Origin of the sequence: Segatella copri, from assembly GCF_019249655.2 — a bacterium.
GTDB lineage: Bacteria > Bacteroidota > Bacteroidia > Bacteroidales > Bacteroidaceae > Prevotella.
Map to the genome: position 1 here is coordinate 2,506,650 of NZ_CP137557.1, position 25,804 is coordinate 2,532,453.

The window sequence follows — 25,804 nt, forward strand, 5'->3', positions numbered from 1 at the left end:
ATTCAAACAAGTTCAGTATCTGAAAATTCTAACGCTTGGTAAATGTCTTGTAGATGGCAGGGAGTACCAGCAGGGTGAGCAGGGTACTCGTGATGAGTCCGCCAATCACCACTGTGGCAAGTGGTCGCTGCACCTCGGCACCATCGCCCTGCGAGAGCGCCATCGGGAGGAATCCCATGGAAGCCACCAAAGCCGTCATCAGGACAGGACGCAGACGGAGCATGCAGCTATCGATGATGCGACGATGAATCATCTCACCCGCATCAGTTCCCGCTACTAACGGCAACCGGAGCTGTTCCTTCTGCATCTGGTTCATCTGACCGATGAGCACGATTCCGTTGAGCACCGCCACACCGAAGAGGGCGATGAAGCCCACACCTGCCGAAATACTGAAAGGCATTCCGCGGAGCCAAAGTGCCCACACACCGCCGATGGCAGCCAGAGGAATCGCCGAGAAGACGAAGAGCGACTCTTTTACATTCTTCACCGTGGCATAGAGCAGCAGCAGGATGATGACCAGCGCTATCGGAATCACCACCATCAGTCGGCGGCTGGCACTCTGCAGATTCTCAAACTCACCACCATAATTATAATAGTAGCCTTCAGGGAGTTTCAGCTTTTCGTCGAGAATCTCCTGGATATCCTCCACCGTGCTTTGCACATCACGCCCCTTCACATTGAAGCCCACGTAGATGCGTCGGGCACCATTCTCATGCGACACCTGTGCCGGAGCAGGCGAATAATCGATATCCGCTACTTGCGAAAGCGGAATATTCGTGCCATCCTTCAGCGGAATACTCAACAGTTCAAGCTGCTCTACATTGCGCTGCGAAGGATCCATGCGAAGCACGATATCAAATTTCCTGTCGCCCTCGTAGACGGAACCAGCCACGGCACCGGCAAAGGTAGTCTCCAGAATACTGCTGATATCATCCACGCTGATGCCGTAAGCCGCCATCTTCTCGTGGTTGTATCTTACCTGGATTTGAGGCAAGCCGGCAACTTCTTCTACAAAGATGCCACTCACGCCCGGCACGCCTTCTATCATCTTCTTCACCTTTCCTGCCTGCTGGGTAAGCACATCGAGGTCGTCACCGAAAATCTTGATAGCCACATCCTGCTTGATACCCGTAAGCAACTCGTTGTTGCGCATCTGGATAGGCTGGGAAATCTCTGCCTCCAGACCAGGAATGGCGCTGAGGGTTTCCTCCATCTTCTCCATCAGTTCGGGAGTCGTCTTGGCAGAGGTCCATTCTGCCTTCGGTTTCAGGGCTATCATGATGTCGGCACGTTCCACAGGCATCGGGTCGGTAGGAATCTCGGCGCTTCCGATGCGGCTCACCACCTGCTTGATTTCAGGATATTCCTTCTTGAGCAGTTTTTCAGCCTTGCTGCAGCTCTCCACCATCTGCGAGAGCGACGTTCCCTGCGACATACTCATTTCCACAGCGAAATCGCCTTCTTCCAGACTCGGGATAAACTCGCCTCCCAGATACTTGAAGCCCACCACGCTGACGCAGAACAAAGCCACGGCTCCCGTGATGACATCCCTGTTACGGGCAAGCACCCAATCGAGGATAGGACGATACCAGCCCTGCAACTTCTCTATCATCTTATCAGAGAAAGTCTTCCTGCTGTGCACCTTACGGCTCAACAGGAGCGAACTTGCCATCGGCACATAGGTGAGCGACAGGATGAAGGCACCGAGGATGGCGAAGAACACGGTGAGCGCCATCGGACGGAACATCTTTCCCTCGATGCCCACCAGGGTCATCAGCGGAATGTATACAATCATGATGATGATTTCGCCGAAGGCTGCACTCTGGCGGATGCGGGAAGCCGAGAAGTGAACCTCCTCGTCCATCTGCTTCTGGGTCAGGGCGAAAGGAACCGCATTTCCTTCCTTCTGGCATTGGGCAAGATAGGCCGCACGCACCTCGGGCTGCGAGAAATGACCTGTATTAATATGTGTAACCACCGCCTCGACGATGATGACGGCGGAATCGACAATCATACCGAAGTCGATGGCTCCCAATGACATCAGATTGCCATCGATGCCGAAGGTCTTCATCATGCCAAAGGCAAAGAGCATACTGAGCGGAATGACACTCGCCACCACCAGTCCTGCACGCCAGTTGCCCAGAAAGATGACAAGCACGAAGATAACAATGAGTCCACCTTCGATGAGGTTGCGGGCGATGGTGCCCTCTACTCTATCCACCAGGTTGGTACGGTCGATAAACGGTTCGATGACCACGCCTTCGGGCAGTGATTTCTGAATCTGACTGATTCGCTCCTTCACGTTTTTGATTACCTCCTGGAAGTTCTCGCCCTTGAGCATGATGGCGATACCTGCCACCACCTCGCCTTCACCATTGCGGGTAACGGCACCGAAACGGGTGGCATGGCCCAACTGAACCTTTGCCACATCGCCCACCTTAACAGGTGTTCCATCCACCGTCTTCACCGTGATGTTGGCAACATCCTCCAAATTCTTCACCACACCGATGCCTCGGATATAATACTGATTGGAATTCTGCTCGATGTAGCTGCCACCCGTATTGGCATTGTTGCGCTGCAAGGCATCAAACACCTCGCTTACGGAAACCCCGCTGGCGTTCAGCTGGTCGGTATTGATAGCCACCTCATACTGCTTGACATAACCGCCCCAACCGCTTACCTCGGCAACACCCGGGGTTCCGGAAAGCTGTTTACGCACAATCCAGTCCTGCATGGTTCTGAGCTGGGTGAGCGAGTATTTATGCTCGTATCCCTCCTTGGCACGAATGGTATAGTGGTAGATTTCGCCCAATCCGGTGGCGATAGGTCCCATCTCGGTTTCTGTATTCTTAGGCAGTTCTTTCTCCAACTGTTCCACCACCTGACTCACCTGCGAACGTGCCCAATAGATATCGGCGGCATCGTCGAAGACAAGCGTAATAACCGAGAGTCCGCTTCTTGAAATGCTTCGGCGTTCCTGGATGCGGGAGATATTGGCAAGTGCCATCTCTACAGGAGTGGTTACGTATTGCTCCACCTCCTGGGCTCCCAGCGAAGGAGCCTGCGTGATGACCTGCACCTGATTATCGGTAATATCTGGAGTGGAATCGAATGGAAGATGCACCAGCGACCATACACCCCATATCGCCAGGGCTATAGAAAGTACTCCAATCACCAGTTTATGGCGAATGGAATAAGTAATAAGTTTCTGAAACATAAGCTACCCTTTCTTAATGCGCATGCTCACCATGTTCGCCTGTAAGCGAAGCCAGATAATAAGCATTCTCGGTTACTATTTTCTTGCCGGCAGCCCCATCCTTGCCTTTGAGTAGATGGTCGCATAGCTTCACCTCTGTATATTTACCATCCGAAGCACCTGTGGTTACCTCGTGGCGGGAGAAGCTGTAGTTACCCTTGCTGGGAGCTCCATTGAGAGCGAAGACATACTGCTTTCCATCGCTGCTCACGATAGCCTGGGATGGCAAAGCGAGGCACTGCTGGCTGCCTGTAGCTATCTTTCCGCTTACATACATACCTGCGAAAAGCTTTCCGCCATGGGTGTTGCCAGATGAAGAATGCAGATAACTCTTCACACTTGCAGCATCCAATTTTACGTGAACAGCAACGGCTTTCGTGTTATCGTTAAAGTATTGGTTCATGCCATAAACGGTTCCTGAAAGTTTTACGCCAGGCTGATTGGTCAGGTTCAGGGTCACACGATTGCCCACCTTGATCTTCGCCAAATCCTTCTCGAAGACGTTGAGGTCGCATTCCACCGCCTGGGTGTTTCTAATCTTCATCAGAGGAGTCTGCATATCAGCATAACTGCCCAAACTGGCAGTCATCTCGCTCACGATGCCGGAGATAGGTGCACGCAGCGGGAATGCTGTGGTAAACTTGCCTTTGGCTACAGCGGCAGTAGAAATGCCCATCTGTGCCAACTGGCGACCGATGCCCAACATGTTGGCATGAGCCACATGGTAATCTTTCTGAGCCTGCTGCAGGGTGCGCTTGATGCCGGCTCCATTATGAGCAAGCAGCTTCTGACGCTCCATATCAATTCGGGCAAGTTCACACTCCTTGGCAGCCGAATAGTACTCACGCTGCAGACTCACCACATCGGTATTCTCAACAGTGGCAACCACCTGACCCTTGTGTACAAACTGTCCTTCCTTTACGGAAATGCTTTTCACGATGCCTCCCATGAGCGAAGCCACATCGCCCATTGCCTGTGCACGCAGCACGAGCGAACCCTTCGCATCAATGGTAGCATCCATCGCGCGCTCCACAGCCTCACCCATCTTCAAATCTACGGTGCTGACCTGCTTGGCTGTCAACGGAATATGATCAAAATCTACTTCTTCGTGCTCATGTTCCTCGTGTGCATGAGCCTCTGAACCGGTCTGTTTCGCAAAGAAAGCGAAGCCAGCCCAGGCAATCGCCGTAACGGCGACTATTAAAATAATTCTTTTCATGTTTGTTTTTTCCTTCTATTTTATAATTCTACACTACAATTTCACACAACGGATCTTATCATGAATCCGCTGGCAAAAGTACACAAAAATCCTTGCAACTCAGTTGCATTCGAATCTTCAAACCGATTTTTGCAACCAAGTGGCAAACTTGAATAAAATCATAAAATAGAAGGAGGTCCCCGCCTGCTATAGCCAGCCGACAGTTCCTCTGCAAGAGGAGAAGCTGCCACATGCTGCCATCTCACAGAAATGAGTGAGCGACGAGGGAGGATTAAAAGAGAAGAACAAGACAGGACTACAAACTGATGGCTCTCATCTACCAGCAACTTGCGGATGCCCTTCACTACCTTGGCATTGGTGACAAAGTGGTGCATCTGATGCACACGGCAGTTGCCACGGTCGGTATTCGAATCCTGGTCATGATGCCCAGTATGCTCATCGTTGATGTTGCCATCTTCCTGGCATTCTTCCTGAACCATACAGATACGGTCCATGTGGTGATGATGGCTCACCACCGTGGATAGCAACACCGTGATGGTGGCAATCCAAAGACTGAATATGTATAAGGTTCTCTTGTTCATTCCGCCTGCAAAGTTACGAGTTTTACGGCGAAAATCCAAAGAAATCATCAAAAAACGCGATATAATTTCTTAAAAAAGATAAAAGGTAGTACCCAAAAGCACGAAGACGAACGTTATTACTTTAAATTTTCGTAACTTTGCATCAAAATTACATTATGATAACATGAAAAAAGTATTATTAATTTTCCAACTACTCCTGGCAGTAGTATTGGCCAACGCTCAAATGCTAAACCCCGTGAAGGTGACCAGCACTTTGAAGACCAACGGGTCAGCGGAGGCAGAAATCGTATTTAGTTGTAAGATTCATCCAGGATGGCATGTCTATTCTACTGGCCTTGGTGCAGATGGTCCTATCTCCGCCAGTTTCAACGTCAACAAGATGGAAGGTGCTGAACCGGTTGGCAAGTTAAAGGCAAAGGGAAAAGAGATTTCCACCTTCGACCCGCTCTTCGAGATGAAGTTGCGCTACTTCGAAGGAAGTGCTACCTTCGTGCAGAAGATTAAGTTCACCAAGCCAACGTATGTCATTGATGCTTACTTGGAATATGGTGCCTGCAGCGAGCAGAACTGTCTGCCACCAAGCGAGGCTAGCATCAAGAAGAGCGGCACTTCTCCTGCCGTAGATGGCAAGGAGGCTGCAAAGGACAATGCTGCAGACGTCAACAAGGTTGACGCAGCAGCACTGGCTAAGGCACAGGCCGACTCCCTGGCAAATCTTGCCAATGCAGAGAAAGTGGACAGCACAGCCAGCATCGACCCTGCCTTCTCGGTAGAAGCCAACAGCGATGACGCCAAGGCATGGTGGAAACCTGTGGTGAAGGAGTTGCAGGCATTCGGCGGCAACAACGACATCGCAAGCCATGGCATCCTATATATCTTCATCATCGGATTCGTGGGCGGTTTGCTCGCCCTCGTGATGCCTTGCATCTGGCCTATCATCCCAATGACCGTAAGCTTCTTCCTGAAACGTGCCAAGAACGACAAGAAGAAGGGTATCCGTGATGCTATTACCTACGGATTGAGCATCGTGATCATCTATCTGGTTCTCGGTCTTGCCGTTACAGCCATTGCCGGTCCAAGCACCCTGAATGCCTTGAGTACAAGTGCTGTATTCAACATCATTCTCTTCCTGCTCCTGGCTATATTTGCATTCTCCTTCTTCGGATGGTTCGAAATCAAGTTGCCAGACAGTTGGGGAAATGCCGTAGACAGCAAGGCTTCCAGCACCACAGGTCTGATTTCCATCTTCCTGATGGCATTCACCCTCGTACTGGTCAGCTTCTCCTGCACCGCTCCTATCATCGGATTGCTGCTGGTTCAGACGGTAACATCCGGCGACTGGCTCGCTCCTACCGTGGGCATGTTTGGTTTCGCCCTGGCTCTCGCCCTTCCATTTACCCTCTTCGCCCTCTTCCCATCCTGGTTGAAGTCGGCTCCAAAGTCAGGTTCATGGATGGAGACCATCAAGATAGTGCTTGGTTTCATTGAGCTCGCCTTCTCTTTGAAGTTCCTGAGCGTTGCCGACCTGGCTTACGGCTGGCACATCATGGACCGCGAGGTGTTCCTCTCACTCTGGATTGTCATCTTCGGTCTCTTGGGTCTCTATCTCATCGGTAAGCTCAAGTTCCAGGTAGACGCCATCGGTGGTGACATCAACAAGCCAATGCCAGTGGCTTGCATCATGCTGGGTCTCTGCTCTCTGGCATTCTCTGTATATATGATTCCAGGTCTCTGGGGTGCACCATGCAAGGCTGTCAGCGCTTTCGCTCCACCAATCAACACCCAGGATTTCAACCTCAACAACAAGACCGTGGAATCTGAGTACAAGGACTACGAGACGGGTATGGCCGCAGCCAAGGCAGCAGGCAAGCCTGTGCTCATCGACTTCACCGGTTTCGGTTGCGTGAACTGCCGCAAGATGGAGGCTTCCGTATGGACAGACCCATCTGTGGCTGACAAACTGACAAAGGACTACGTGCTCATTTCACTCTATGTAGACGACAAGACTCCATTGCCACAGCCAATGGAAGTAGAGTTTAACGGCGAGAAGCGCACCCTTCGCACCATCGGTGACAAGTGGAGCTACTTGCAGGCAAGCAAGTTTGGCGCCAATGCCCAGCCTTTCTACGTAGCTGTAGACAACGAGGGAAACCCTCTTACCGGTTCGTTCGGCTTCAAGGAAGACGTAAGTGCTTACCTCGATTTCCTGAACAAGGGTTTGGATCAGTATCGTAAATAATATTAAAACAAACATATCGGAAGCGAGGATGGCATATTATTTGCTACCTCGCTTTCGTCATTTTTATCAGAAATTGACATGCATTGAAAATATCAACTGCAGTAAAAATATCAACAAATAATATAAGTATGAACACAAAAGAAGTTCCAGTCCTGCTTTTGACAGGCTATCTGGGCAGCGGCAAGACAACCCTGCTCAACAAGATTTTGGCAAATAAGAAAGGTATCAAGTTCGCTGTCATCGTAAATGATATCGGCGAGGTGAACATTGATGCGGCACTGATAGAGAAAGGTGGCGTGGTAGGTCAGAAAGACGATTCGCTCGTTTCCCTGCAGAATGGTTGCATCTGCTGCACTTTGAAGATGGACCTCGTGGAGCAGTTGAAGGAAATCGTAGACATGAAGCGCTTCGACTATATCGTGATTGAGGCAAGCGGTATCTGCGAACCAGCTCCAATCGCGCAGACCATCTGCTCCATCCCATCTCTCGGTCCTCAATACATCAAGAACGGCATCCTGCGCCTCGACAGCATCGTTACCGTGGTAGATGCCCTCCGCATGAAGGACGAATTTGCCAACGGTTCCGACCTGATGAAGCAGGATATCGACGAGGAAGATCTGGCTTCACTCGTTATCCAGCAGATGGAGTTCTGCAACATCATCCTGCTGAACAAGGCGGCAGAAGTAGAGCCTAAGGAGTTGGAGCATCTGAAGCAGATTATCCGCGCCATCCAGCCTAAGGCAGAAATCTTTGAGTGCAACTACGGAGATGTAGACCTCGACCTCATCGTCAATACCCATAAGTTTGATTGGCAGACCGTAGCTACCTCTGCCGGCTGGATTCAGGAGATTGAGGCCGAAAGAAACGGTGAAAACGAAGAAGAAGAGGATGAGCACGAGCATCATCATCACGATGAAGACGAGCACGAGCATCATCACGACCATGAGCATGAGGATCACGAGCATCATCATGACCATGACCATCATGATGAGCATGGACATCATCATCACCACCACCATCACGACCACGACCACGAAGGCGGCGAGGTGGAGGAATACGGCATCGGAACATTCGTATATTATCGCCGTAAGCCATTCGACCTGTCACTCTTCGATGAGTTCGTAGCAAGAAAGTGGCCTCGCGACGTGGTTCGCGCCAAGGGTATCTGCTATTTCGCAGACGAACGCGACATGTGCTACGTATTTGAGCAGGCAGGACAGCAGAAGACCGTGAAGCAGGCAGGACAGTGGCTTGCCACCATGCCAGCCGACCAGCTTGCCGAACTCCGCAAGAACAATCCTCAGCTTGAAAAGGAATGGGATGAGGAGTATGGCGACCGCATGATCAAACTCGTCTTCATCGGTCAGCACATCAAGGAACAGAAGGATGCCATCATTGCAGAACTCGACAAATGTCTGGCACTCTAATGTACTTGAAGGGAAAATATGACCTTGAAGAAAGATGAATGAAAATGCAGAAAAAAGTCTATAAAACGAGACTTTTTCTTGACTTAAGATAGAAAACGGAGGAAAAATTGCAGTATTTTTGCAGTTTTTTCTCCGTTTATACTTTTAATTCGTTTTTTTTTGTTAAATTTGCACCCGATTAATAATAATTAGCGAATGTATAAAGAAATGAAGACCGATTTTCGACCTGCATATATCAAGGACTTTGAGGCTTGCTGGAATATCATCGACCAAGCTCGTCGCTCCATGATTGCCTCTGGCCGCCACCAATGGACCAGCGACTATCCTGCCGAACACGACATAAAAGAAGATATCAACAATGGCAATGCCTACGTACTCACTGTGGATGGCGAAATAGCCGTCTATGGAGCAGTCATTCTCAATGGAGAACCTCAGTACGATTTCATCGACGGCAAATGGCTTACCACTGGCGACTACTATGTAATTCATCGCTTCGCCACTCTCCCTAAATACCAACGAGAAGGATTCGCACGTATATTTATTAATAAGGTGAACAGTCTCTGCGAAGTAGAAAAGGTGCCAAGCATCAAGGTGGATACCAATTTCGACAACCTGCCGATGATTGGCCTGCTTTCAAGCATGGGATTCAGCATCTGCGGCAGAATCAACTATGGCAACCGCGGCATGCGCTTCGCTTTTGAGAAGCTTACCATACAACCGCAAATTTATTAAGACTCAATGGAAGATAAAATGATATTGATGAGAAGCTTGGTTGAACAACTCAACCAGGCTTCTGACGTTTATTATAACGGCAAAGGGGAACTGATGACCGACTATGAGTGGGACGCCAAGTTCGACCAACTCAAGAAACTGGAGGAGGAAACCGGCGAAGTGCTGCCCGACTCTCCTACCAACAAGGTTTCAGAAGACACCATCGTGGGCAAGAAGGAAGAACACGAATTTGCCGCCCTATCACTTGCCAAGACCAAACTGGTGAGCGACCTGGTGAAATGGGCAGAAGACCGCCCTATCTGGATTTCCTGGAAACTGGATGGTCTTACCCTTGTAGTAACCTACGACAACGGAAAGCTTTCGAAGATAGTAACCCGTGGCAACGGACATATCGGAACCAACATCACTCATCTGGCGTCTGCCATCAGCGGTATACCTAAAACCATCAAGGAGAAAGGCCATCTCGTGATTCGTGGCGAAGCCGTTATCTCGTATACCGACTTCGAACAGTTTATCATCGAGAGCGAAGGCGATTATGCCAACCCGAGAAACCTTGCTTCCGGTTCGCTTTCACTGAAGGACGCCGAGGAAGTAAAGCAGCGCCATATCCAATGGATTCCCTTCACCCTGGTTTACACCGAAAAGGAAATCAATTCGTGGGGAGAACGCATGCAGATGCTGCAGGATTTAGGCTTCAAACCAGTGGAAAGAACCCGAATCGAACATCCTGACGAAAGAAGCATCCAGGCAGAAATCGACCGCTTCACCCAAAAGGTGACCGACAAGACCAACCCTTATCCTGTGGATGGACTCGTTATCTGCTACGATGATACAGCTTACGCAGCAACCGGTTCCGTAACCGGGCACCATGCCACAAGAGCTGGATACGCCTTCAAATGGCAGGATGAACATGCAGATACAGAACTGGACCACATAGAATGGTCGTGCGCAGCCAACACCATCACTCCGGTGGCAGTATTCAAACCGGTAGAACTGGAAGGAACCACCGTTAAGCGTGCCTCACTCTGCAACGTAAGCGAATGCGAACGACTGGGCATCGGCGGCAAGGGAAGCAAACTGCAGGTTATCAAGGCAAACAAGATTATCCCGAAGGTTATCAATGTAACGGAACCGATGGGCATCTTCGAGATTCCAACCAAATGCCCTGTCTGCCATGCCGAGGCTACCGTCAAGGAAAGCGAGAGCGGAACAAAGACCCTGCATTGCAGCAATCCTCACTGTGCAGCCAAGCAGATTAAGAAGTTTGCCAGATTCGTGAGCAAGGAAGGTCTCAATATAGAAGGAATCTCAGAACAGACCATCTGGAAGCTGGTAAACGAAGGACTGATCAGCGAATACGCTGACTTCTATCACCTCAACGACTATGCCTACGAGATAGCAGCCTGGGATGGTTTTGGAAAGAAGAGCGTTACCAACATGCTGGAAAGCGTAAGAAAGAGTCGCCAGACAGATGGCCGCCATCTGCTCTATGCCCTCAACATTCCTCTCTGCGGAGGCGATGTGGCAAAGAAACTCATCGAGCGTTATCCGGTAAAAGAACTGATAGAGACCGCCCGCCTCTGCATGTTTGACGATGAGTTTGCCAGCATCGACGGCATCGGACCAGAAAAGAGCGCCAAGTTCATTGGCTGGTTCAAGGACGACACCAACTTCTCCCATGTACAGAAATTGATGAAAGAGCTGGAAATCGTAGAACAGGAAGCGGTAGAGAAAGGAAGCGCCTGCGACGGTCTGACCTTCGTTATAACCGGCGATGTACATCATTATAAGAACCGCAACGAGCTGAAGGCTTACATAGAGAGCCAAGGCGGCAAGGTGACGGGAAGCGTGAGCAAGAGTACTAATTTCCTGATTAACAACGATGCTGCCTCTCAAAGTTCCAAGAACAAGAAAGCGCATGAGCTCAACATCCCTATCATTACAGAAGATGAGTTCGTCGAGAAATTCGGATAAAAACAAGAAATCCCTTAGGCTTCATATCAAGTCTAAGGGATTTCTTTTAATATAGTTAATCCAGGAAATTAGTGTGTTCCGCAATATTGGCCCATAAAGAGGATACCACCACTCTGTGTGTCCTGAATCATATAGACAAACGGATGGTCGGCATGAAACTCTACATTGCGTATCTCCATAGGAGCCATCGATGTGAGCATAACGGCAGCAGTTACGGCAGCCGCCTTGGTTCCACGCTCGCTTACTTCAATCTTAGCTTTCTGTAGCATCTTGCTTACAAAGAAAGGACCATTGGCAAAATGGGTGAAGTTTGCCTCGTTGGGATTGAACATGGAAGGCGCGCCCAAGCCGCTGATGATATCATTAAGCGACAACTCCTGCTCGATGGTGAACTTTGGCAGCTTCAGGTTCACCATGCATTCCTCCATGTTGTTTCCCAGATTCGTAATCTTATCAGCATCCAATCCCTTCATCATGTCCTGGATGCTCTTGCCCTCATTAGGAAGAAGCACCATCATGCGATAGGTACCGTTGCCGTAAGGAAGGTCGATGGCCTTGAAGGTATCATTCTCTGAATAGAAGAACTTCTTAACCTGATGCATCATCTGCACTTTCTGAATATCACGGGTGTAACCACGGAAGTTGACCTCCTTTGTATTGCGTGCATCAAACTTCGACTGCCATGTACCATTGAAGAAGATGGCATTCATCAGATAAGAAACAGCCTGAGGATCCACCTGACTGATAATCTGCGGAATCATGCCATGGGTCTTCTCCTTGCACCAGCCATTGATGCGGTCGGTGGTTTTACCCGATGTGAAGTCAAGACTCTCAATGGCAGCCTGATAATTGTCGCCTACCTTCTTGCTGAATGCATTGTTCACAGAGAAGCTCTTGTTGACAGCGATGAAATTAGCTATCTCCACTTTAGTCTGCTTGTCAAGTCTACCTGCAGTTTGGATAATAGCCTTGTAGGTTTCATTTAACTCATCAACGTTAACACCTTCGCAGCCAATGGCTTTCAATATCTCCTGCTGAGTAGTTCCATCAGCACCGTTCGCCAACATACCCATCAGATAAGCCACACTCATCGGAGAAACCACCTGTGAAGAATGACCTGAGAGCTTGTCGAAAAGACGAAGGGCGAAAACATTATTCTTATGGATAATCTCTCGCTGGGAATCAGAAAGAACCAGATAACTGTTGTCCAAGTCCTCTTCATTCTTGCCCATATCGTTACTCTTGCTTGCATTAGAATCGCCATTTATCTTCTTGCTGCTGGCGCAGGAAGTCATTGCCATAGCTGCCGTCATCATGAGGGCAGCAGAAGCCATTTTGCTAAAATTACTCTTCTTCATAATCATTCATATTTGTTGATAATCTGTCTATGAAATGCAAGTTTCGACGATTTCTTGCATCAGACAGTTCTAATTTAAGACTCATTAACAGCCTGCTTGCCTAAAGCCCCATCAACTGCCTGCTTGCCTGGCATCACACGCAGATGATATCTGTTGCCGTCAAACTCCACACGCATCAGACTCTGCGAATTGGCTATCTTTGCCAAATCTAGAGCCACATGGCCCATCGTTCTGCGAAGATTCAGTTCTATGCATGAAACCAGTTCCAGCTGACCTTCCTTGGAGGCAATCATCATATCCACGCCAAAAGGTCCGCTATAGACATCCTTCAGTGCAGGCTCCATAACATCCATAATTCTTTGACGTGCAGCAGAAAGAGTCTCTTCACTCACGTATTGCTTCAAGATATCCAGCTTATCCTCTTCCGAGCAGAGCAGGTTGCCGGAATAAGCATTCTTGATGGTATCAAACAACGAGAGTCCCAGATAGTTCACCTTGCCGTCACGCATTTCGAACTCCATGCCGAAGTCTTTCACCTTATTATAATAAGGCTCCACGGTAACGCCACCCTGTTGCGCAATGATGTTGCGGGTCCAGCGTTCAAAGGCAGGATATTCGCCAGCTGTTCTGAATTCATCGGCAGCCACATACTTCACGCCCCTGCCGCTGCTGCTCCAGGGAGCCTTGACCACAGCCTTGCCCTGCTGCAGCACCAACGCCTTCACCTTCTCATAGGAATCAGCATATACTACGCCCTGCTGCAGATGCAGGGCAGCCCATTGCCTGCTACTTATCATGCGAACCTTATTTAATGTATTGTCGGTAGGCAACATGATGTCGGGCACGCCCATTCGCTCCAGCTCATGTTTCAGACTCAAGTTCCATCCCCAGGGATGAATGCTGTCAAGAAACTCCGTCTTAAGCGCATGTTCCAACTGAACTTTGGTTATAAACTCAACTTTTTCTGCAAGATGCTCCCCCAAATGGCGCACCTTGTCGAGTGCATTGTCGATGTCATCAACAAGCACCCAATCACCCTGATCTGCCCACAAGGCAGGAATAAACGCCAGGTCGCTTCGCAACTGTCTTCCTGCATGAGGTGCGGTGAACTGCTGCAAATTTGCGGCCAAGGCCAAATCGTGTTCCGGATTGAAGATATGTAGTTTCATGCTGCAAAGTTACAAAATAAAGAGGGAAAAATGGCAAAATAAGGGCGGTTTTACGTAGAAAAGTGCTAAATAATGAAAAAAAAGTTAGTTTTTGCTATCTAGAGTTTGCAAATTTAAAATATATTATTACCTTTGCATCGTAAAAACAAAATTGAATCAATATTAAACGCATGGAAGAAGCATTCTTCAGAACACATACATATCTCGTAGAGCATACAGATGCCCCAGTGAGACGCACCTTGATGGATGAAATCGATTGGAACGACCGATTGATTGGAATCAAGGGCACACGAGGTGTCGGCAAGTCGACATTCCTATTGCAGTATGCCAAGGAGCACTTTGGACCTCACGATCGAAAGTGCCTGTTTGTGAACATGAACAACTTCTATTTCCAGAGTAGAGGAATCGCCGACTTTGCCGGCGACTTCGTGAAACAAGGTGGCAGAACATTGCTCATCGACCAGGTGTTCAAGCAGCAGGACTGGAGCAAGGAGCTCCGCAAGTGCTACGACCTGTATCCGGAACTGAAAATCGTATTCACCGGTTCAAGCGTGATGCGACTGAAGGAAGAGAACCCTGAGCTGAACGGCATCGTGAAAAGCTACAACCTGCGCGGCTTCTCGTTCCGTGAGTTCATCAACTTGCAGACGGGTAACAACTTCAAGGCATACGAACTTGACGACATCCTGCGCAATCATGAGCACATCATCAAGCAGATTCTGCCAAAGGTAAGTCCGATGAAATATTTCCAGGACTATCTGCACCATGGTTTCTATCCATTCTTCCTGGAACAGCGTAACTTTACAGAGAATCTACTAAAGACGATGAATATGATGACCGAGGTTGATATCCTCCTCATCAAGCAGATTGAACTGAAGTACCTGCCGAAGATCAAGTCACTCTTCTATCAGCTGGCAGTGGAAGGAGCCAAGGCGCCAAATGTGAGCCAGCTTGCAGACAGTATCAATACCAGTCGTGCCACGGTGATGAACTACATCAAGTATCTGGCAGACGCCCGACTCATCAATATGATTTATCCAGAAGGTCAGGATTTCCCGAAGAAGCCATCCAAAGTGATGATGCACAACCCGAACCTCATGTACGCCATCTATCCTATCCAGATAGATACACAGGAGGTGATGGAAACATTCTTCGTCAACTCGCTCTGGAAAGACCACAAGGTGCACCAGGGAGGTAAGGATCACTTCTACACGGTAGACGGCAACAGGAAGTTCAGAATCTGCGACGCCCAAGCCACCAACAAGATTCGAAGCAATCCAGACACCATCTATGCCCGCTATAATACGGAGGTGGGAAAGGACAACAAGATTCCTTTGTGGCTGCTGGGATTCCTATACTAAAGAATAGGATTCTTGTACTATGGGTAGAATTCCTGTACTCAAAGAAATAAAGAAACGAGAATTTATACAAAACATATTTAATATTTTATCTAAAAGTAAAATGGCTAAAGAGAAAAAATTTATCACTTGTGATGGTAACACCGCTGCCGCACATGTAAGCTACATGTTTACAGAGGTTGCTGCTATCTACCCTATTACTCCATCATCACCAATGGCGGAGCATGTAGATGAATGGGCTGCCAAAGGTCGTAAGAACCTTTTCGGTCAGCGAGTTTCTATCCAGGAAATGGAATCTGAGGCTGGTGCTGCCGGTGCAGTTCACGGTTCTCTCCAGGCTGGTGCCTTGACTTCAACATACACTGCTTCTCAGGGTCTGTTGTTGATGATTCCTAATATGTACAAGATTGCTGGTGAGTTGCTCCCTTGCGTGTTCAACGTATCAGCTCGTACATTGGCTTCTCACTCACTTTGTATCTTCGGTGACCACCAGGACGTAATGGCTTGCCGCCAGACTGGCTTCGCTATGTTCTGCTCTGGTTCTGTTCAGGAGGTTATGGACCTCTCTGCAGTTCCTCACTTGGCTACATTGGAGACAAAGGTTCCTTTCATCAACTTCTTCGACGGTTTCCGTACTTCTCATGAGTACCACAAGATCGAGGAGATGGATATGGAAGACATCCGTCCATTGGTTAAGGATGAGTTCATCGAGGACTTCCGTAACCGTGCTTTGACTCCTGAGCGTCCTGTTACTCGCGGTACCGCTGAGAACCCAGAGACATTCTTCACACACCGTGAGGCTTGCAACCCTTACTACGATGCAATCCCTGAGGTAGTAGAGAAGTACTGCCAGGAGATGACTAAGATCACTGGTCGTGAGTACCACCTCTTCAACTACTATGGTGCTGAGGATGCTGAGAACATCATCATCCTGATGGGTTCTGCTACAGAGCCAGCTCGTGAGGCTATCGACTACTTGAACAAGCAGGGCAAGAAGGTTGGTATGGTTGCAGTTCACCTGTATCGTCCATTCTCTGTAGACTTCCTGAAGAAGGTTATCCCAGCTACAGTTAAGCGTATCGCTGTTCTCGACCGTACTAAGGAGCCAGGTGCAGAGGGTGAGCCATTGTACCTCGACGTGAAGTCAGCTCTCTACGATGACGAGCGCAAGCCATTGATCGTTGGCGGTCGCTACGGTCTCGGTTCTTCTGATACAACTCCAGCTAAGATCGTTGCTGTATTCAAGAACCTCGAGTTGCCACAGCCAAAGAACCACTTCACTGTAGGTATCGTTGATGACGTTACATTCACTTCTCTCCCAGAAGAGGAGGAGATTCCAATGGGTGGTGACGACTTGTTCGAGGCTAAGTTCTACGGTTTGGGTGCTGACGGTACTGTTGGTGCTAACAAGAACTCAGTTCAGATTATCGGTAACAATACTAACAAGTATTGCCAGGCATACTTCTCTTACGACTCTAAGAAGTCTGGTGGTTTCACCTGCTCTCACTTGCGTTTCGGCGACAACCCTATCCACAGTGCTTATCAGGTAAATACTCCTAACTTCGTAGCTTGCCACGTACAGGCTTACCTCCACATGTACGATGTAACACGTGGTTTGCGTAAGAACGGTTTCTTCCTGTTGAACACTATCTTCGACGGCGAGGAGTTGGTTAACTTCATCCCTAACAAGGTAAAGCGTTACTTCGCTCAGAACAACATCACTGTTTACTATATCAACGCAACCAAGATTGCTCAGGAGATTGGTCTCGGCAACCGTACCAACACCATCCTCCAGTCTGCATTCTTCCGTATCACAGAGGTTATTCCTTTGGATCTTGCAGTAGAGCAGATGAAGGCATTCATCGTTAAGTCTTACTCTAAGAAGGGTCAGGACGTTGTTGACAAGAACTTCGGCGCTGTTGACCGTGGTGGTGAGTACAAGCAGTTGACAGTAGATCCAGCTTGGGCTAACCTCGCTGACGATGAGGCTAAGGAGGATAACGCTCCAGCATTCGTTAAGGAGCTCGTTCGTCCTATCAACGGCCAGGCAGGTGACCTCTTGAAGGTTTCTGACTTCGTTAAGCACGACACAGTAGACGGTACATGGCAGAACGGTACTTCAGCATTCGAGAAGCGTGGTGTTGAGGCATTCGTACCAGTATGGAACGTTGAGAACTGTATTCAGTGTAACAAGTGTTCATTCGTTTGTCCTCACGCAGCTATCCGTCCATTCGTATTGACCGATGAGGAGCTCGCAGGCATCGAGGGTCTCGAGACTCAGGATGTTAAGGCACCTAAGGCTATGGCTGGCATGCACTTCCGCATCGAGACATCAGTACTCGACTGTCTGGGTTGTGGTAACTGTGCTGACGTCTGTCCAGGTAAGAAGGGTGAGAAGGCGTTGACAATGGTTCCATTCAACGTTGACGCAGAGGATATGGTCAAGGAAGCAGCTAACTGGGAGTACCTCGTACACAACGTTGCTTCTAAGCAGGATCTCGTTGACATCAAGCAGAGCCCTAAGAACTCTCAGTTCGCTCAGCCATTGTTCGAGTTCTCTGGTGCTTGCTCTGGTTGTGGTGAGACTCCATACGTTAAGTTGATTTCTCAGCTCTTCGGTGATCGTCAGATGATTGCTAACGCTACTGGTTGTTCTTCAATCTACTCAGCTTCAATCCCATCTACTCCATATACAAAGAACGCTAAGGGTCAGGGTCCTGCATTCGACAACTCATTGTTCGAGGACTTCTGCGAGTTCGGTCTCGGTATGGTAATGGGTAACAAGAAGATGAAGGAGCGCATCGCTCACTTGCTCGAGGAGGCTAAGGCTCAGGAGCATGTTCCTGCTGAGTTCGTAGCAGCTGCTGACAAGTGGATGGCTAACATGAACGATTCAGAGGGTTCTAAGGAGGCTGCTGCAGAGTTGAAGCCTCTCATCGCTGCCGGCGCTGAGAAGGGTTGCCCTATCTGCAAGGAGCTCAAGACTTTGGATCACTACCTCGTTAAGCGTTCACAGTGGATCATCGGTGGTGACGGTGCTTCTTATGATATCGGTTACGGTGGTCTCGACCACGTATTGGCTTCTGGTGAGGATGTTAACATTTTGGTACTCGATACTGAGGTTTACTCTAACACAGGTGGTCAGTCTTCTAAGTCTACTCCACTCGGTGCTATCGCACAGTTCGCTGCTCAGGGTAAGCGTATCCGTAAGAAGGATCTCGGTTTGATGCAGACTACATACGGTTACATCTACGTAGCTCAGGTAGCTATGGGTGCTGACAATGCTCAGACATTGAAGGCTATCCGCGAGGCTGAGGCTTATCCAGGCCCATCACTCATCATCGCTTACGCACCATGTATCAACCACGGTTTGAAGCGTAAGGGCGGTATGGGTCGTTCACAGCACGAGGAAGAGTTGGCTGTTGAGTGCGGTTACTGGCACTTGTGGCGTTACAACCCACTGTTGGCTGATGAGGGTAAGAACCCATTCACACTCGACTCTAAGGCTCCTAACTGGGAGAACTTCCGCGACTTCTTGCTCGGTGAGGTTCGTTACCTCTCTGTACAGAAGGCATTCCCTAAGGAGGCTGATGAGCTCTTCTCTCAGGCAGAGAAGATGGCTAAGCTCCGTTACCAGACTTACGTTCGTAAGAGCCAGGAGGACTGGAGCGAGCAGATCTAATCTGAATACTTTTAGATTATAAAATAAATTGGGCCTTGGTTGCATCTCCGGATGTGGCCAAGGCTTTTTTTCTCCCTTTTTTCTTTATTTTCTACTAAAACACTATTTTATCCGCATTTTTTTTAGTATCTTTGCAACAAAATTCGTACAAACGAGTTATATATAAAAAAGGAATAAAAACAAGAACATATCATATCAGATGAAAAAGCAATTCATTCTCGTATTACTATTGGCATTGACAGCCGGTCCCGTCATGGCTCAGTCATCAAGCATGAGCGATGACCAGGTGATGAGTTTCGTGGTCAAGGAGCACGAACGCGGCACTAGCAATGCACAGATTGTGATCAAGCTGATGCAGAAAGGCGTCGACAGATCGCAGATTAGTCGAGTTCGAGACAAGTACGAACGACAGATGAAACAGGGTGGCGTTACCGGAGCTTCTACCGAAGTAGCCGGCAAGGATGCCTCTCGCCTGCGCACCAACAATGGCAAGACTCGTAAAGATTACGGCAGTGGAATCAGCCAGGAATCTCAGAACTATAGCAACTATCGTGTATCGGCAGAGAAAGACGCCAATTATCGTCATACCTACGATAACAACGATGAGGAATACATGGATTTCCAGAATGAGCTGAGCGGTATTATTCCTGATTCTACCCTGATGCTGAAGCAGCTGCTTGCCGAGCGCAACCAGGCTCGCAAGAAAGTGTTCGGTAGAGACATCTTCAACAACAAGGAATTGAGCTTCGAACCAAACATGAACATCGCTACTCCTCAGAACTATCGTCTGGGGCCTGGCGATGCTGTCATCATCGATATCTATGGCGCTTCTCAGAAAACCATCCAGAGCACCGTTTCTCCTGATGGCGAGGTTACCATCGAGGGATATGGACCAGTGAATGTAAGCGGTCTCACCGTGGCACAGGCCAACGCCAGACTCCGTGGCACACTGGGAAGCCGTTATCGCTCCAGCAGAGTGAAGCTCACAGTGGGCCAGACCAAAACCATCATGGTCAACGTGATGGGTGAGGTGAAGGCACCGGGCACCTATACCCTATCAGCCTTCGCCACCGTATTCCATGCTCTCTACATGGCAGGTGGAACCAACGACCTCGGAACCCTGCGTAACATCAAGGTATATCGCAACAACCGACTCGTTACCGTGGTTGATATCTACGACTACATTCTCAATGGTAAGTTGACAGGCAACGTTCGCCTGAGTGACAACGATGTTATCGTAGTTGGACCATACGACTGCCTCGTCACCGTAACGGGTAAGGTAAAGCGCCCTATGATTTACGAGATGAAGAAGAACGAGAGTGTCAACTCCATCCTCAAATACTCAGGTGGTTTTACGGGTGATGCCTATAAGAAGTCGGTTCGAGTAAACCGCAAGACAGGCAGGGAATATGCCGTATATAATGTAGGAGAGTTCGACTTCTCCAGCTTCCGTGTAGATGATGGCGACTCTATCAGCGTAGATTCCATTCTTCCACGCTATGCCAACACCGTAGAGGTGAAGGGAGCCGTGTTCCGTCCAGGTATGTACAACCTTGGCGAACAGGTAAACAGTGTACGCACCCTTGTTGAGCATGCCGAGGGAATGACAGAAGACGCCTTCACCAACCGTGCCGTGATGCACCGCATGAAGAAGGACCGCACCCTGGAAGTGATTGCCGTAGACATCGCAGGTATCATGGATGGCAAGGTACCTGACATCCCATTGAAGGAAAACGATGTGCTCTTCATCCCTACCCGTCAGGACAAGATTCAGGAGCGCACCATCACCATTCGTGGCGAGGTGCAGTATCCTGGTACATATCAGTATGCGGACAATGAGACCATCGAAGACTTCGTACTTCAGGCAGGTGGCTTAACCGACAAGGCATCTACCGTAAATGTAAGCGTAAGCCGACGAGTAGCGGATAACAAGGCTATGCAGCCAGACAGCGTCATTGCCAAGACCTTCACCCTTTCGTTGAAAGACGGATTCGTGGTAGATGGAACACCAGGTTTCGTACTGATGCCATTCGATGAGGTAATGATTCGCAAGAGCCCTGGCTATGCCGAGCAGAAGAACGTAAAGATAGAAGGTGAAGTGATGTTTAGCGGTTCTTATACCCTGACTCGCCGCAACGCCCGCCTCAGCGACCTCTTTGCCAAATCAGGTGGGGCTACAGAACAGGCATACATCAAGGGTGCCCGACTGGTAAGAAGAGCCAACGCTATAGAGAAAGAGCGCATGAGAGCCGTTCTGAAGATGCAGCGTGAACAGCAGCAGAAGAACCTTCTCCAGTTGGCAGCCAGCAGCAACGGCAGCAATCTGCAGGATGTAGCAAAGGGAGCCCAGAGTGCAGAGCTCGAGAAGTTCAACGTTCCAGATGAGTATCCTATCGGTATCGACTTGGCAGAAGCATTGAAAAAACCAGGCAGTGAGGCCGACATGATTCTGCGTGAAGGCGACCGCCTGATTGTTCCTCAGTACAACGGAACCGTGAAGATCAATGGTGCCGTGATGTATGCCAACACTGTGGCTTACGAAAAAGGCAGAAGCGTGAAGTCATACATCGATGAGGCAGGTGGCTTTGCCAGCGATGCCCAGAAGAGCAAGGCTTACATCATCTATATGAACGGCAAGGTGGCAAAGGTAGGTCACGGGGCCAAGGTACAGCCTGGTTGTGAGATTGTTATCCCATCTAAGCTGAAGCGTAAGATGAGCGTAGCAGAGACCATGAGTCTGGGTACCAGCATGAGTAGCATCGCTGCCATGATTGCAACGATAGCCAACTTGAGTAAATAACAGAAAATATCATTTAGTCATGGCAGAGCCTAGTTTTCAAGGCTTCTGCCATGGCTATATCATCATCACCCTCATTCTAGTTTGGTTCAAAATTCACAATAACAAACAACTATCGTTATGACATCAAATAGAAATTTACCCCTTGGGGTTCAAGACTTTGAAGAACTACGTAAAGGCAACTACCTTTATGTAGATAAGACAGATATGGTCTGGGCAATCGCTAACCAAAGGAAGTATAATTACTTGAGCCGTCCACGACGTTTCGGTAAATCATTGTTGGCATCTACCCTAAAATGTTATTTTGAAGGAAAGAAAGAACTCTTTGAGGGACTCAAGATCATGTCATTAGAGAACGACTGGATCAAACGACCGGTGATTTACCTTAGCATGAGTCTAGGAGGATCAGACGCTCAGTCGTTAAAAGAATATCTCAACGAACGATTGAGCTATTACGAAAAAATCTATGGCAAAAATCCTGCAGAACAATCACTGGGAAACCGTTTCAACGGTATCATTGAAAGAGCATACGAACAGGCAGGTACACAAATTGCAGTCATTGTTGATGAGTACGATGTTCCTCTGCAACATACATACGAGACAGAGCACCATGATGAATGCCGCACGATATATCGTGATTTCTTCACGGGTCTTAAAGACTATGGCTATTGCATCAAATGCGTATTCATAACAGGAATCACAAAGTTTACGCAAATCAGTTTGTTCAGTACTCTGAACACGCTGGTCAACATCAGTTTTGAAGATTCATTAGCTGCAGTTTGCGGTATCACCAACCAAGAACTTCTCTTCTATTTTCAAAAAGAGATCGCAATGTTGTCTGAGAAATGCAAGCTGAGTGAAGCTGATACCATCTATGAGATGAAATCACTTTATGACGGTTATCATTTTGCCTCCAACATGCTAAATGTATATAATCCATATAGTGTATTGTCAGCTTTCTCTAGAGGAAAGCTCAATTCCTATTGGATAGCATCAGGCTCAAATGAGATGCTCTTTAAAATACTGAATAAGTTTGCTAAAGACATACCCAAATTAGACAATTGTCTTATCGACGCAGACTATCTGGAAGAAAGTGATGTCAACATGATAGACCCGAAACTGTTTCTATACCAAGCCGGGTATCTAACGATTAAGGCTGTTGATGGAGACACATATACCTTAGGCTATCCCAATAGAGAGGCAAAGGACATGATAGAGATGCGTTTGCAGCCAGCAAGAAACAAGTAACATGCATAGTTCTATCGTTCTCCAGAGAAAGTCGTGGGCTTGAAGCATGGGATATTGTAGAATAATCCCTCCACAAAGGTAGAAACATCCAATAATATTTGGTAGATTAAGAAAAAAGAAGTACTTTTGCAAGACATTTAAGAACAAAAAAGAATAAAATGGAAAATAAAGACGAAAATATCAAACAAATAGATGTTGTGGCAATTGTGAAAGCAATGTGGCAACATAAAAAGCTATACTTCATTACATTGCCAATAGTCTGTGTAATTTCTTGTCTTTTAATTATTTGCGTGCCAAGATATTACAACAGTACAGCAAAGCTTGCACCTGAGTTGTCTAGTTTTAATTCTAGCTCTTTGGGCGATCTTGCCTCATCTTTTGGCTTCGACATCGGAGGTTCATCTTCTAATGGAGATGCCATCTTCCCTGAACTGTATCCAGAATTGATACAGTCTAACGATTTCCTTACAAGTTTGTTTGACGTTAAGGTCAAGTCACTTGACGGAACAATCAATACCACATATTATGACTACCTTGCCACTAAGCAGCAATCACCATGGTGGTCAAAAACTATATATGGCATCAAATCATGGTTTGCAGATAAGGATTCTACAGCCCATGCCAATAATCGGGTGAATCCATTCAGATTAACCAAGAAACAAGATGAAATTGCACGTAATATAGCAAGCAAAGTATCCTGTTCTGTTGACAAAAAGAACTATGTGATTTCAATTTCAGTAGAAGATCAAGACCCACTGATTTGTGCAACAATAACAGATACGGTACAATCACGCTTGCAGCAGTTTATCACAGAATACAGAACCAGCAAAGCCCGCAAGGACTTAGAGTATTATCAGAAACTCTGCGCTGATGCAAAAAGCAAATACGAGAAAGTGAGACAGACCTATGGAAGCTATGCAGATGCCAACAATGATGTCATTCTGGAATCCTATAAACTGAAGGAAAACGATTTGGAAAACGAGATGCAGTTGCTCTACAACAACTATACAGCAATGCAGGGTCAAGTACAGCAAGCCCGTGCCAAGCTTACTCTCCAGACTCCAGCGTTTACTACCCTTCAGAGTGCCTCTGTACCTCTGAAGCCAGCTGGTCCTAAGAGAATGCTGTTTGTATTGGGAATGTGCATCATGGCATTCATGGTTATAACCATTTATTCTATCAGAAAGATTATCTTTGGTGAAAAGAAATAAATCATGTCAGATAAAAACAAAGACATACAAAACCGTTCTAAGCGAATAGCGTCCAATACATTGGTGCTATTCGCTAGAATGCTTATTATCACCTTCGTCAATCTCTATACGGTACGTTGGGTATTGGCAGGACTTGGCACAGAAGACTATGGCATCTTCAATGCCGTGGCAGGCGTGGTGACAGCAAGCACATGCATTAGCAGTGTACTTGCCCTATCCACCCAACGCTTTTATTCATTCGCAATGGGTAAAGGAGAATCAGACAGATTAAAGGAGATTTTCTCCGTGAGCCTCAACATAGTCGTGCTGATAGCTCTCGTTCTGTTAGTCCTATTTGAGATTGTTGGTCCCTGGTTGATATCTACACAACTCACCATTCCTGTGGAACGTATGGAAGCGGCACAATGGATTCTTCAGTTTTCCCTGTTTTCTTTCATATTCACCCTCCTGCAGATACCATTCATCGGTGCAGTCTTTGCCAATGAGAATATGGGCTATTATGCTCTGATTTCTACCATCGACTGTATCGTCAAACTTCTCATTGCCTATTGCATCGGCATGACAGGTGGAGACGATTTGGTGTATTATGGAGCAGCATTAATGTTCGAAGCATTCATGGTTATGTTGCTTTACGTTATCATTGCTAGAAGAAAGTATCCGGAATGTAAATATACCATCGTAAAGAAGAAGACTCTATACAAGGAGCTTTTCTCTTTCTCCGGCTGGTCATTCTATGGAGCTTTGGCAGGAGTAGGCATGACGCAAGGAAGCACCATTATTCTGAATGTGTTCTTCGGACCCATCATCAATGCAGCCTTTGGAATCGCCAATCAGATATACAATGCCATCAACACGCTCACCAATAGTGTGGTCATTGCTTTCCGACCTGCGATGATCAAAGCATATTCGTCGAACGAGAATGGATATCTAGAGCAGCTTTTTTTTGCTAGCAGCAAGGCAATACTCTATTTGCTGTCTATGGTTCTCATCCCATTCATCTTCGAAGCAGAGACGTTGCTCACACTTTGGTTAGGAGAATGTACACCTACCATGGTCTTGTTTGCCCGTCTCTATGCAATATATACAATATGCATGGCGTTACATAATCCGATTACCACCATCATACAGGCAACAGGCAACATTCGCAAATACAGCATGTATGTTGAAAGCATGACAATACTATGTCTGCCTGTCAGTTGGGTCTTATTCAAGTTAGGCATGCCATCTTACTATGTGTTCATTACAATGATTGGACTTTGCGTTTTGGCACATATCATCAGATTACTGATGCTACAGAAAAGTATCTCTGATTTAACCATCAGCAAATATCTGATGAGACTGGTAATACCGGGCATTCTGATTATTTCGACAACTACGCTGATAGTGTATTGCGTTGACGGATTGCATACCAACTGGTTTCTTCTGCTCCTCTTGTCGTTTGCCGTTTCTGCAGTAAGCATATCCATCCTATTATATGCAGTGGGCATTTCGAAAAAAGAGAGAAGTCTCATCAAAGAGTTAGTAAATAGAAAATTAAAAAAATAAAGCAATAT

15 protein-coding genes are annotated in these 25,804 nt (G+C 47.7%); 10 read left to right on the plus strand and 5 right to left on the minus strand.

Annotated elements, in window-relative coordinates; genetic code table 11:
• Positions 1–28 precede the first annotated feature (28 nt).
• From KUA49_RS10185 to KUA49_RS10195, 3 genes are all read right to left on the minus strand, one after another.
• A complete protein-coding gene (locus KUA49_RS10185) occupies positions 29–3,217 on the minus strand; it encodes an efflux RND transporter permease subunit (protein WP_218411413.1) in 3,189 nt (1,062 codons plus the stop codon).
• A gap of 13 nt (positions 3,218–3,230) precedes the next feature.
• On the minus strand, positions 3,231–4,475 hold the full coding sequence (locus KUA49_RS10190) for an efflux RND transporter periplasmic adaptor subunit (RefSeq protein ID WP_218411412.1): 1,245 nt from the start codon (positions 4,473–4,475) through the stop codon (positions 3,231–3,233).
• Between the two features lie 158 nt (positions 4,476–4,633).
• The gene (locus KUA49_RS10195) at positions 4,634–5,056 is read right to left on the minus strand and encodes a DUF6769 family protein (RefSeq protein ID WP_218411411.1); all 423 of its coding nucleotides are present in this window, start codon (positions 5,054–5,056) and stop codon (positions 4,634–4,636) included.
• Positions 5,057–5,219: 163 nt separating this feature from the next.
• Between KUA49_RS10195 and KUA49_RS10200 the strand changes: the two genes are divergently transcribed.
• The 4 genes from KUA49_RS10200 (at position 5,220) to ligA (ending at position 11,428) form a co-directional block, all read left to right on the plus strand.
• Positions 5,220–7,295, plus strand: coding sequence for a protein-disulfide reductase DsbD family protein (locus tag KUA49_RS10200; RefSeq protein ID WP_218411410.1), 2,076 nt, complete (start codon positions 5,220–5,222; stop codon positions 7,293–7,295).
• A 128-nt stretch (positions 7,296–7,423) separates the two neighbouring features.
• Positions 7,424–8,722: a CobW family GTP-binding protein gene (locus KUA49_RS10205; protein ID WP_218411409.1), complete on the plus strand. Its 1,299-nt coding sequence runs from the start codon at positions 7,424–7,426 to the stop codon at positions 8,720–8,722.
• 207 nt (positions 8,723–8,929) lie between these two features.
• Positions 8,930–9,454 carry a GNAT family N-acetyltransferase gene (locus KUA49_RS10210; RefSeq protein ID WP_218411408.1) on the plus strand — a complete coding sequence of 175 codons (525 nt, stop codon included), beginning with the start codon at positions 8,930–8,932 and terminating at the stop codon, positions 9,452–9,454.
• Between the two features lie 6 nt (positions 9,455–9,460).
• Positions 9,461–11,428, plus strand: a complete 1,968-nt coding sequence (ligA, locus tag KUA49_RS10215; protein ID WP_218411407.1) for an NAD-dependent DNA ligase LigA — start codon at positions 9,461–9,463, stop codon at positions 11,426–11,428.
• A gap of 68 nt (positions 11,429–11,496) precedes the next feature.
• Here ligA and KUA49_RS10220 read toward each other — a convergent pair whose 3' ends face one another.
• Both KUA49_RS10220 and KUA49_RS10225 read right to left on the minus strand, forming a co-directional pair.
• Positions 11,497–12,786 (minus strand): serpin family protein, encoded by a 1,290-nt coding sequence (locus tag KUA49_RS10220; protein WP_218411406.1) that lies wholly within the window; start codon positions 12,784–12,786, stop codon positions 11,497–11,499.
• A gap of 74 nt (positions 12,787–12,860) precedes the next feature.
• Positions 12,861–13,955 carry a hypothetical protein gene (locus tag KUA49_RS10225; protein WP_218411405.1) on the minus strand — a complete coding sequence of 365 codons (1,095 nt, stop codon included), beginning with the start codon at positions 13,953–13,955 and terminating at the stop codon, positions 12,861–12,863.
• A 170-nt stretch (positions 13,956–14,125) separates the two neighbouring features.
• Between KUA49_RS10225 and KUA49_RS10230 the strand changes: the two genes are divergently transcribed.
• The 6 genes from KUA49_RS10230 (at position 14,126) to KUA49_RS10255 (ending at position 25,796) form a co-directional block, all read left to right on the plus strand.
• Positions 14,126–15,316 (plus strand): ATP-binding protein, encoded by a 1,191-nt coding sequence (locus KUA49_RS10230; RefSeq protein ID WP_218411404.1) that lies wholly within the window; start codon positions 14,126–14,128, stop codon positions 15,314–15,316.
• A gap of 100 nt (positions 15,317–15,416) precedes the next feature.
• Entirely contained in the window at positions 15,417–18,995 is a 3,579-nt protein-coding gene (nifJ, locus tag KUA49_RS10235) for a pyruvate:ferredoxin (flavodoxin) oxidoreductase (protein WP_218411403.1), read from the plus strand.
• 199 nt (positions 18,996–19,194) lie between these two features.
• Entirely contained in the window at positions 19,195–21,795 is a 2,601-nt protein-coding gene (locus KUA49_RS10240) for an SLBB domain-containing protein (RefSeq protein ID WP_218411402.1), read from the plus strand.
• A gap of 117 nt (positions 21,796–21,912) precedes the next feature.
• On the plus strand, positions 21,913–23,040 hold the full coding sequence (locus tag KUA49_RS10245; RefSeq protein ID WP_218411401.1) for an AAA family ATPase: 1,128 nt from the start codon (positions 21,913–21,915) through the stop codon (positions 23,038–23,040).
• A gap of 290 nt (positions 23,041–23,330) precedes the next feature.
• Positions 23,331–24,251, plus strand: a complete 921-nt coding sequence (locus tag KUA49_RS10250) for a chain-length determining protein (RefSeq protein ID WP_412178576.1) — start codon at positions 23,331–23,333, stop codon at positions 24,249–24,251.
• Positions 24,252–24,254: 3 nt separating this feature from the next.
• Positions 24,255–25,796 (plus strand): oligosaccharide flippase family protein, encoded by a 1,542-nt coding sequence (locus tag KUA49_RS10255; protein WP_203050989.1) that lies wholly within the window; start codon positions 24,255–24,257, stop codon positions 25,794–25,796.
• The last annotated feature ends 8 nt before the right edge of the window (positions 25,797–25,804 follow it).

Excerpts from the sequence above, each read along its gene's own strand:
- KUA49_RS10185 (WP_218411413.1), bottom strand. The coding sequence starts at position 3,217 with ATGTTTCAGAAACTTATTACTTATTCCATTCGCCATAAACTGGTGATT.
- KUA49_RS10190 (WP_218411412.1), bottom strand. The coding sequence starts at position 4,475 with ATGAAAAGAATTATTTTAATAGTCGCCGTTACGGCGATTGCCTGGGCT.
- KUA49_RS10195 (WP_218411411.1), bottom strand. The coding sequence starts at position 5,056 with ATGAACAAGAGAACCTTATACATATTCAGTCTTTGGATTGCCACCATC.
- KUA49_RS10200 (WP_218411410.1), top strand. The coding sequence starts at position 5,220 with ATGAAAAAAGTATTATTAATTTTCCAACTACTCCTGGCAGTAGTATTG.
- KUA49_RS10205 (WP_218411409.1), top strand. The coding sequence starts at position 7,424 with ATGAACACAAAAGAAGTTCCAGTCCTGCTTTTGACAGGCTATCTGGGC.
- KUA49_RS10210 (WP_218411408.1), top strand. The coding sequence starts at position 8,930 with ATGAAGACCGATTTTCGACCTGCATATATCAAGGACTTTGAGGCTTGC.
- ligA (WP_218411407.1), top strand. The coding sequence starts at position 9,461 with ATGGAAGATAAAATGATATTGATGAGAAGCTTGGTTGAACAACTCAAC.
- KUA49_RS10220 (WP_218411406.1), bottom strand. The coding sequence starts at position 12,786 with ATGAAGAAGAGTAATTTTAGCAAAATGGCTTCTGCTGCCCTCATGATG.
- KUA49_RS10225 (WP_218411405.1), bottom strand. The coding sequence starts at position 13,955 with ATGAAACTACATATCTTCAATCCGGAACACGATTTGGCCTTGGCCGCA.
- KUA49_RS10230 (WP_218411404.1), top strand. The coding sequence starts at position 14,126 with ATGGAAGAAGCATTCTTCAGAACACATACATATCTCGTAGAGCATACA.
- nifJ (WP_218411403.1), top strand. The coding sequence starts at position 15,417 with ATGGCTAAAGAGAAAAAATTTATCACTTGTGATGGTAACACCGCTGCC.
- KUA49_RS10240 (WP_218411402.1), top strand. The coding sequence starts at position 19,195 with ATGAAAAAGCAATTCATTCTCGTATTACTATTGGCATTGACAGCCGGT.
- KUA49_RS10245 (WP_218411401.1), top strand. The coding sequence starts at position 21,913 with ATGACATCAAATAGAAATTTACCCCTTGGGGTTCAAGACTTTGAAGAA.
- KUA49_RS10255 (WP_203050989.1), top strand. The coding sequence starts at position 24,255 with ATGTCAGATAAAAACAAAGACATACAAAACCGTTCTAAGCGAATAGCG.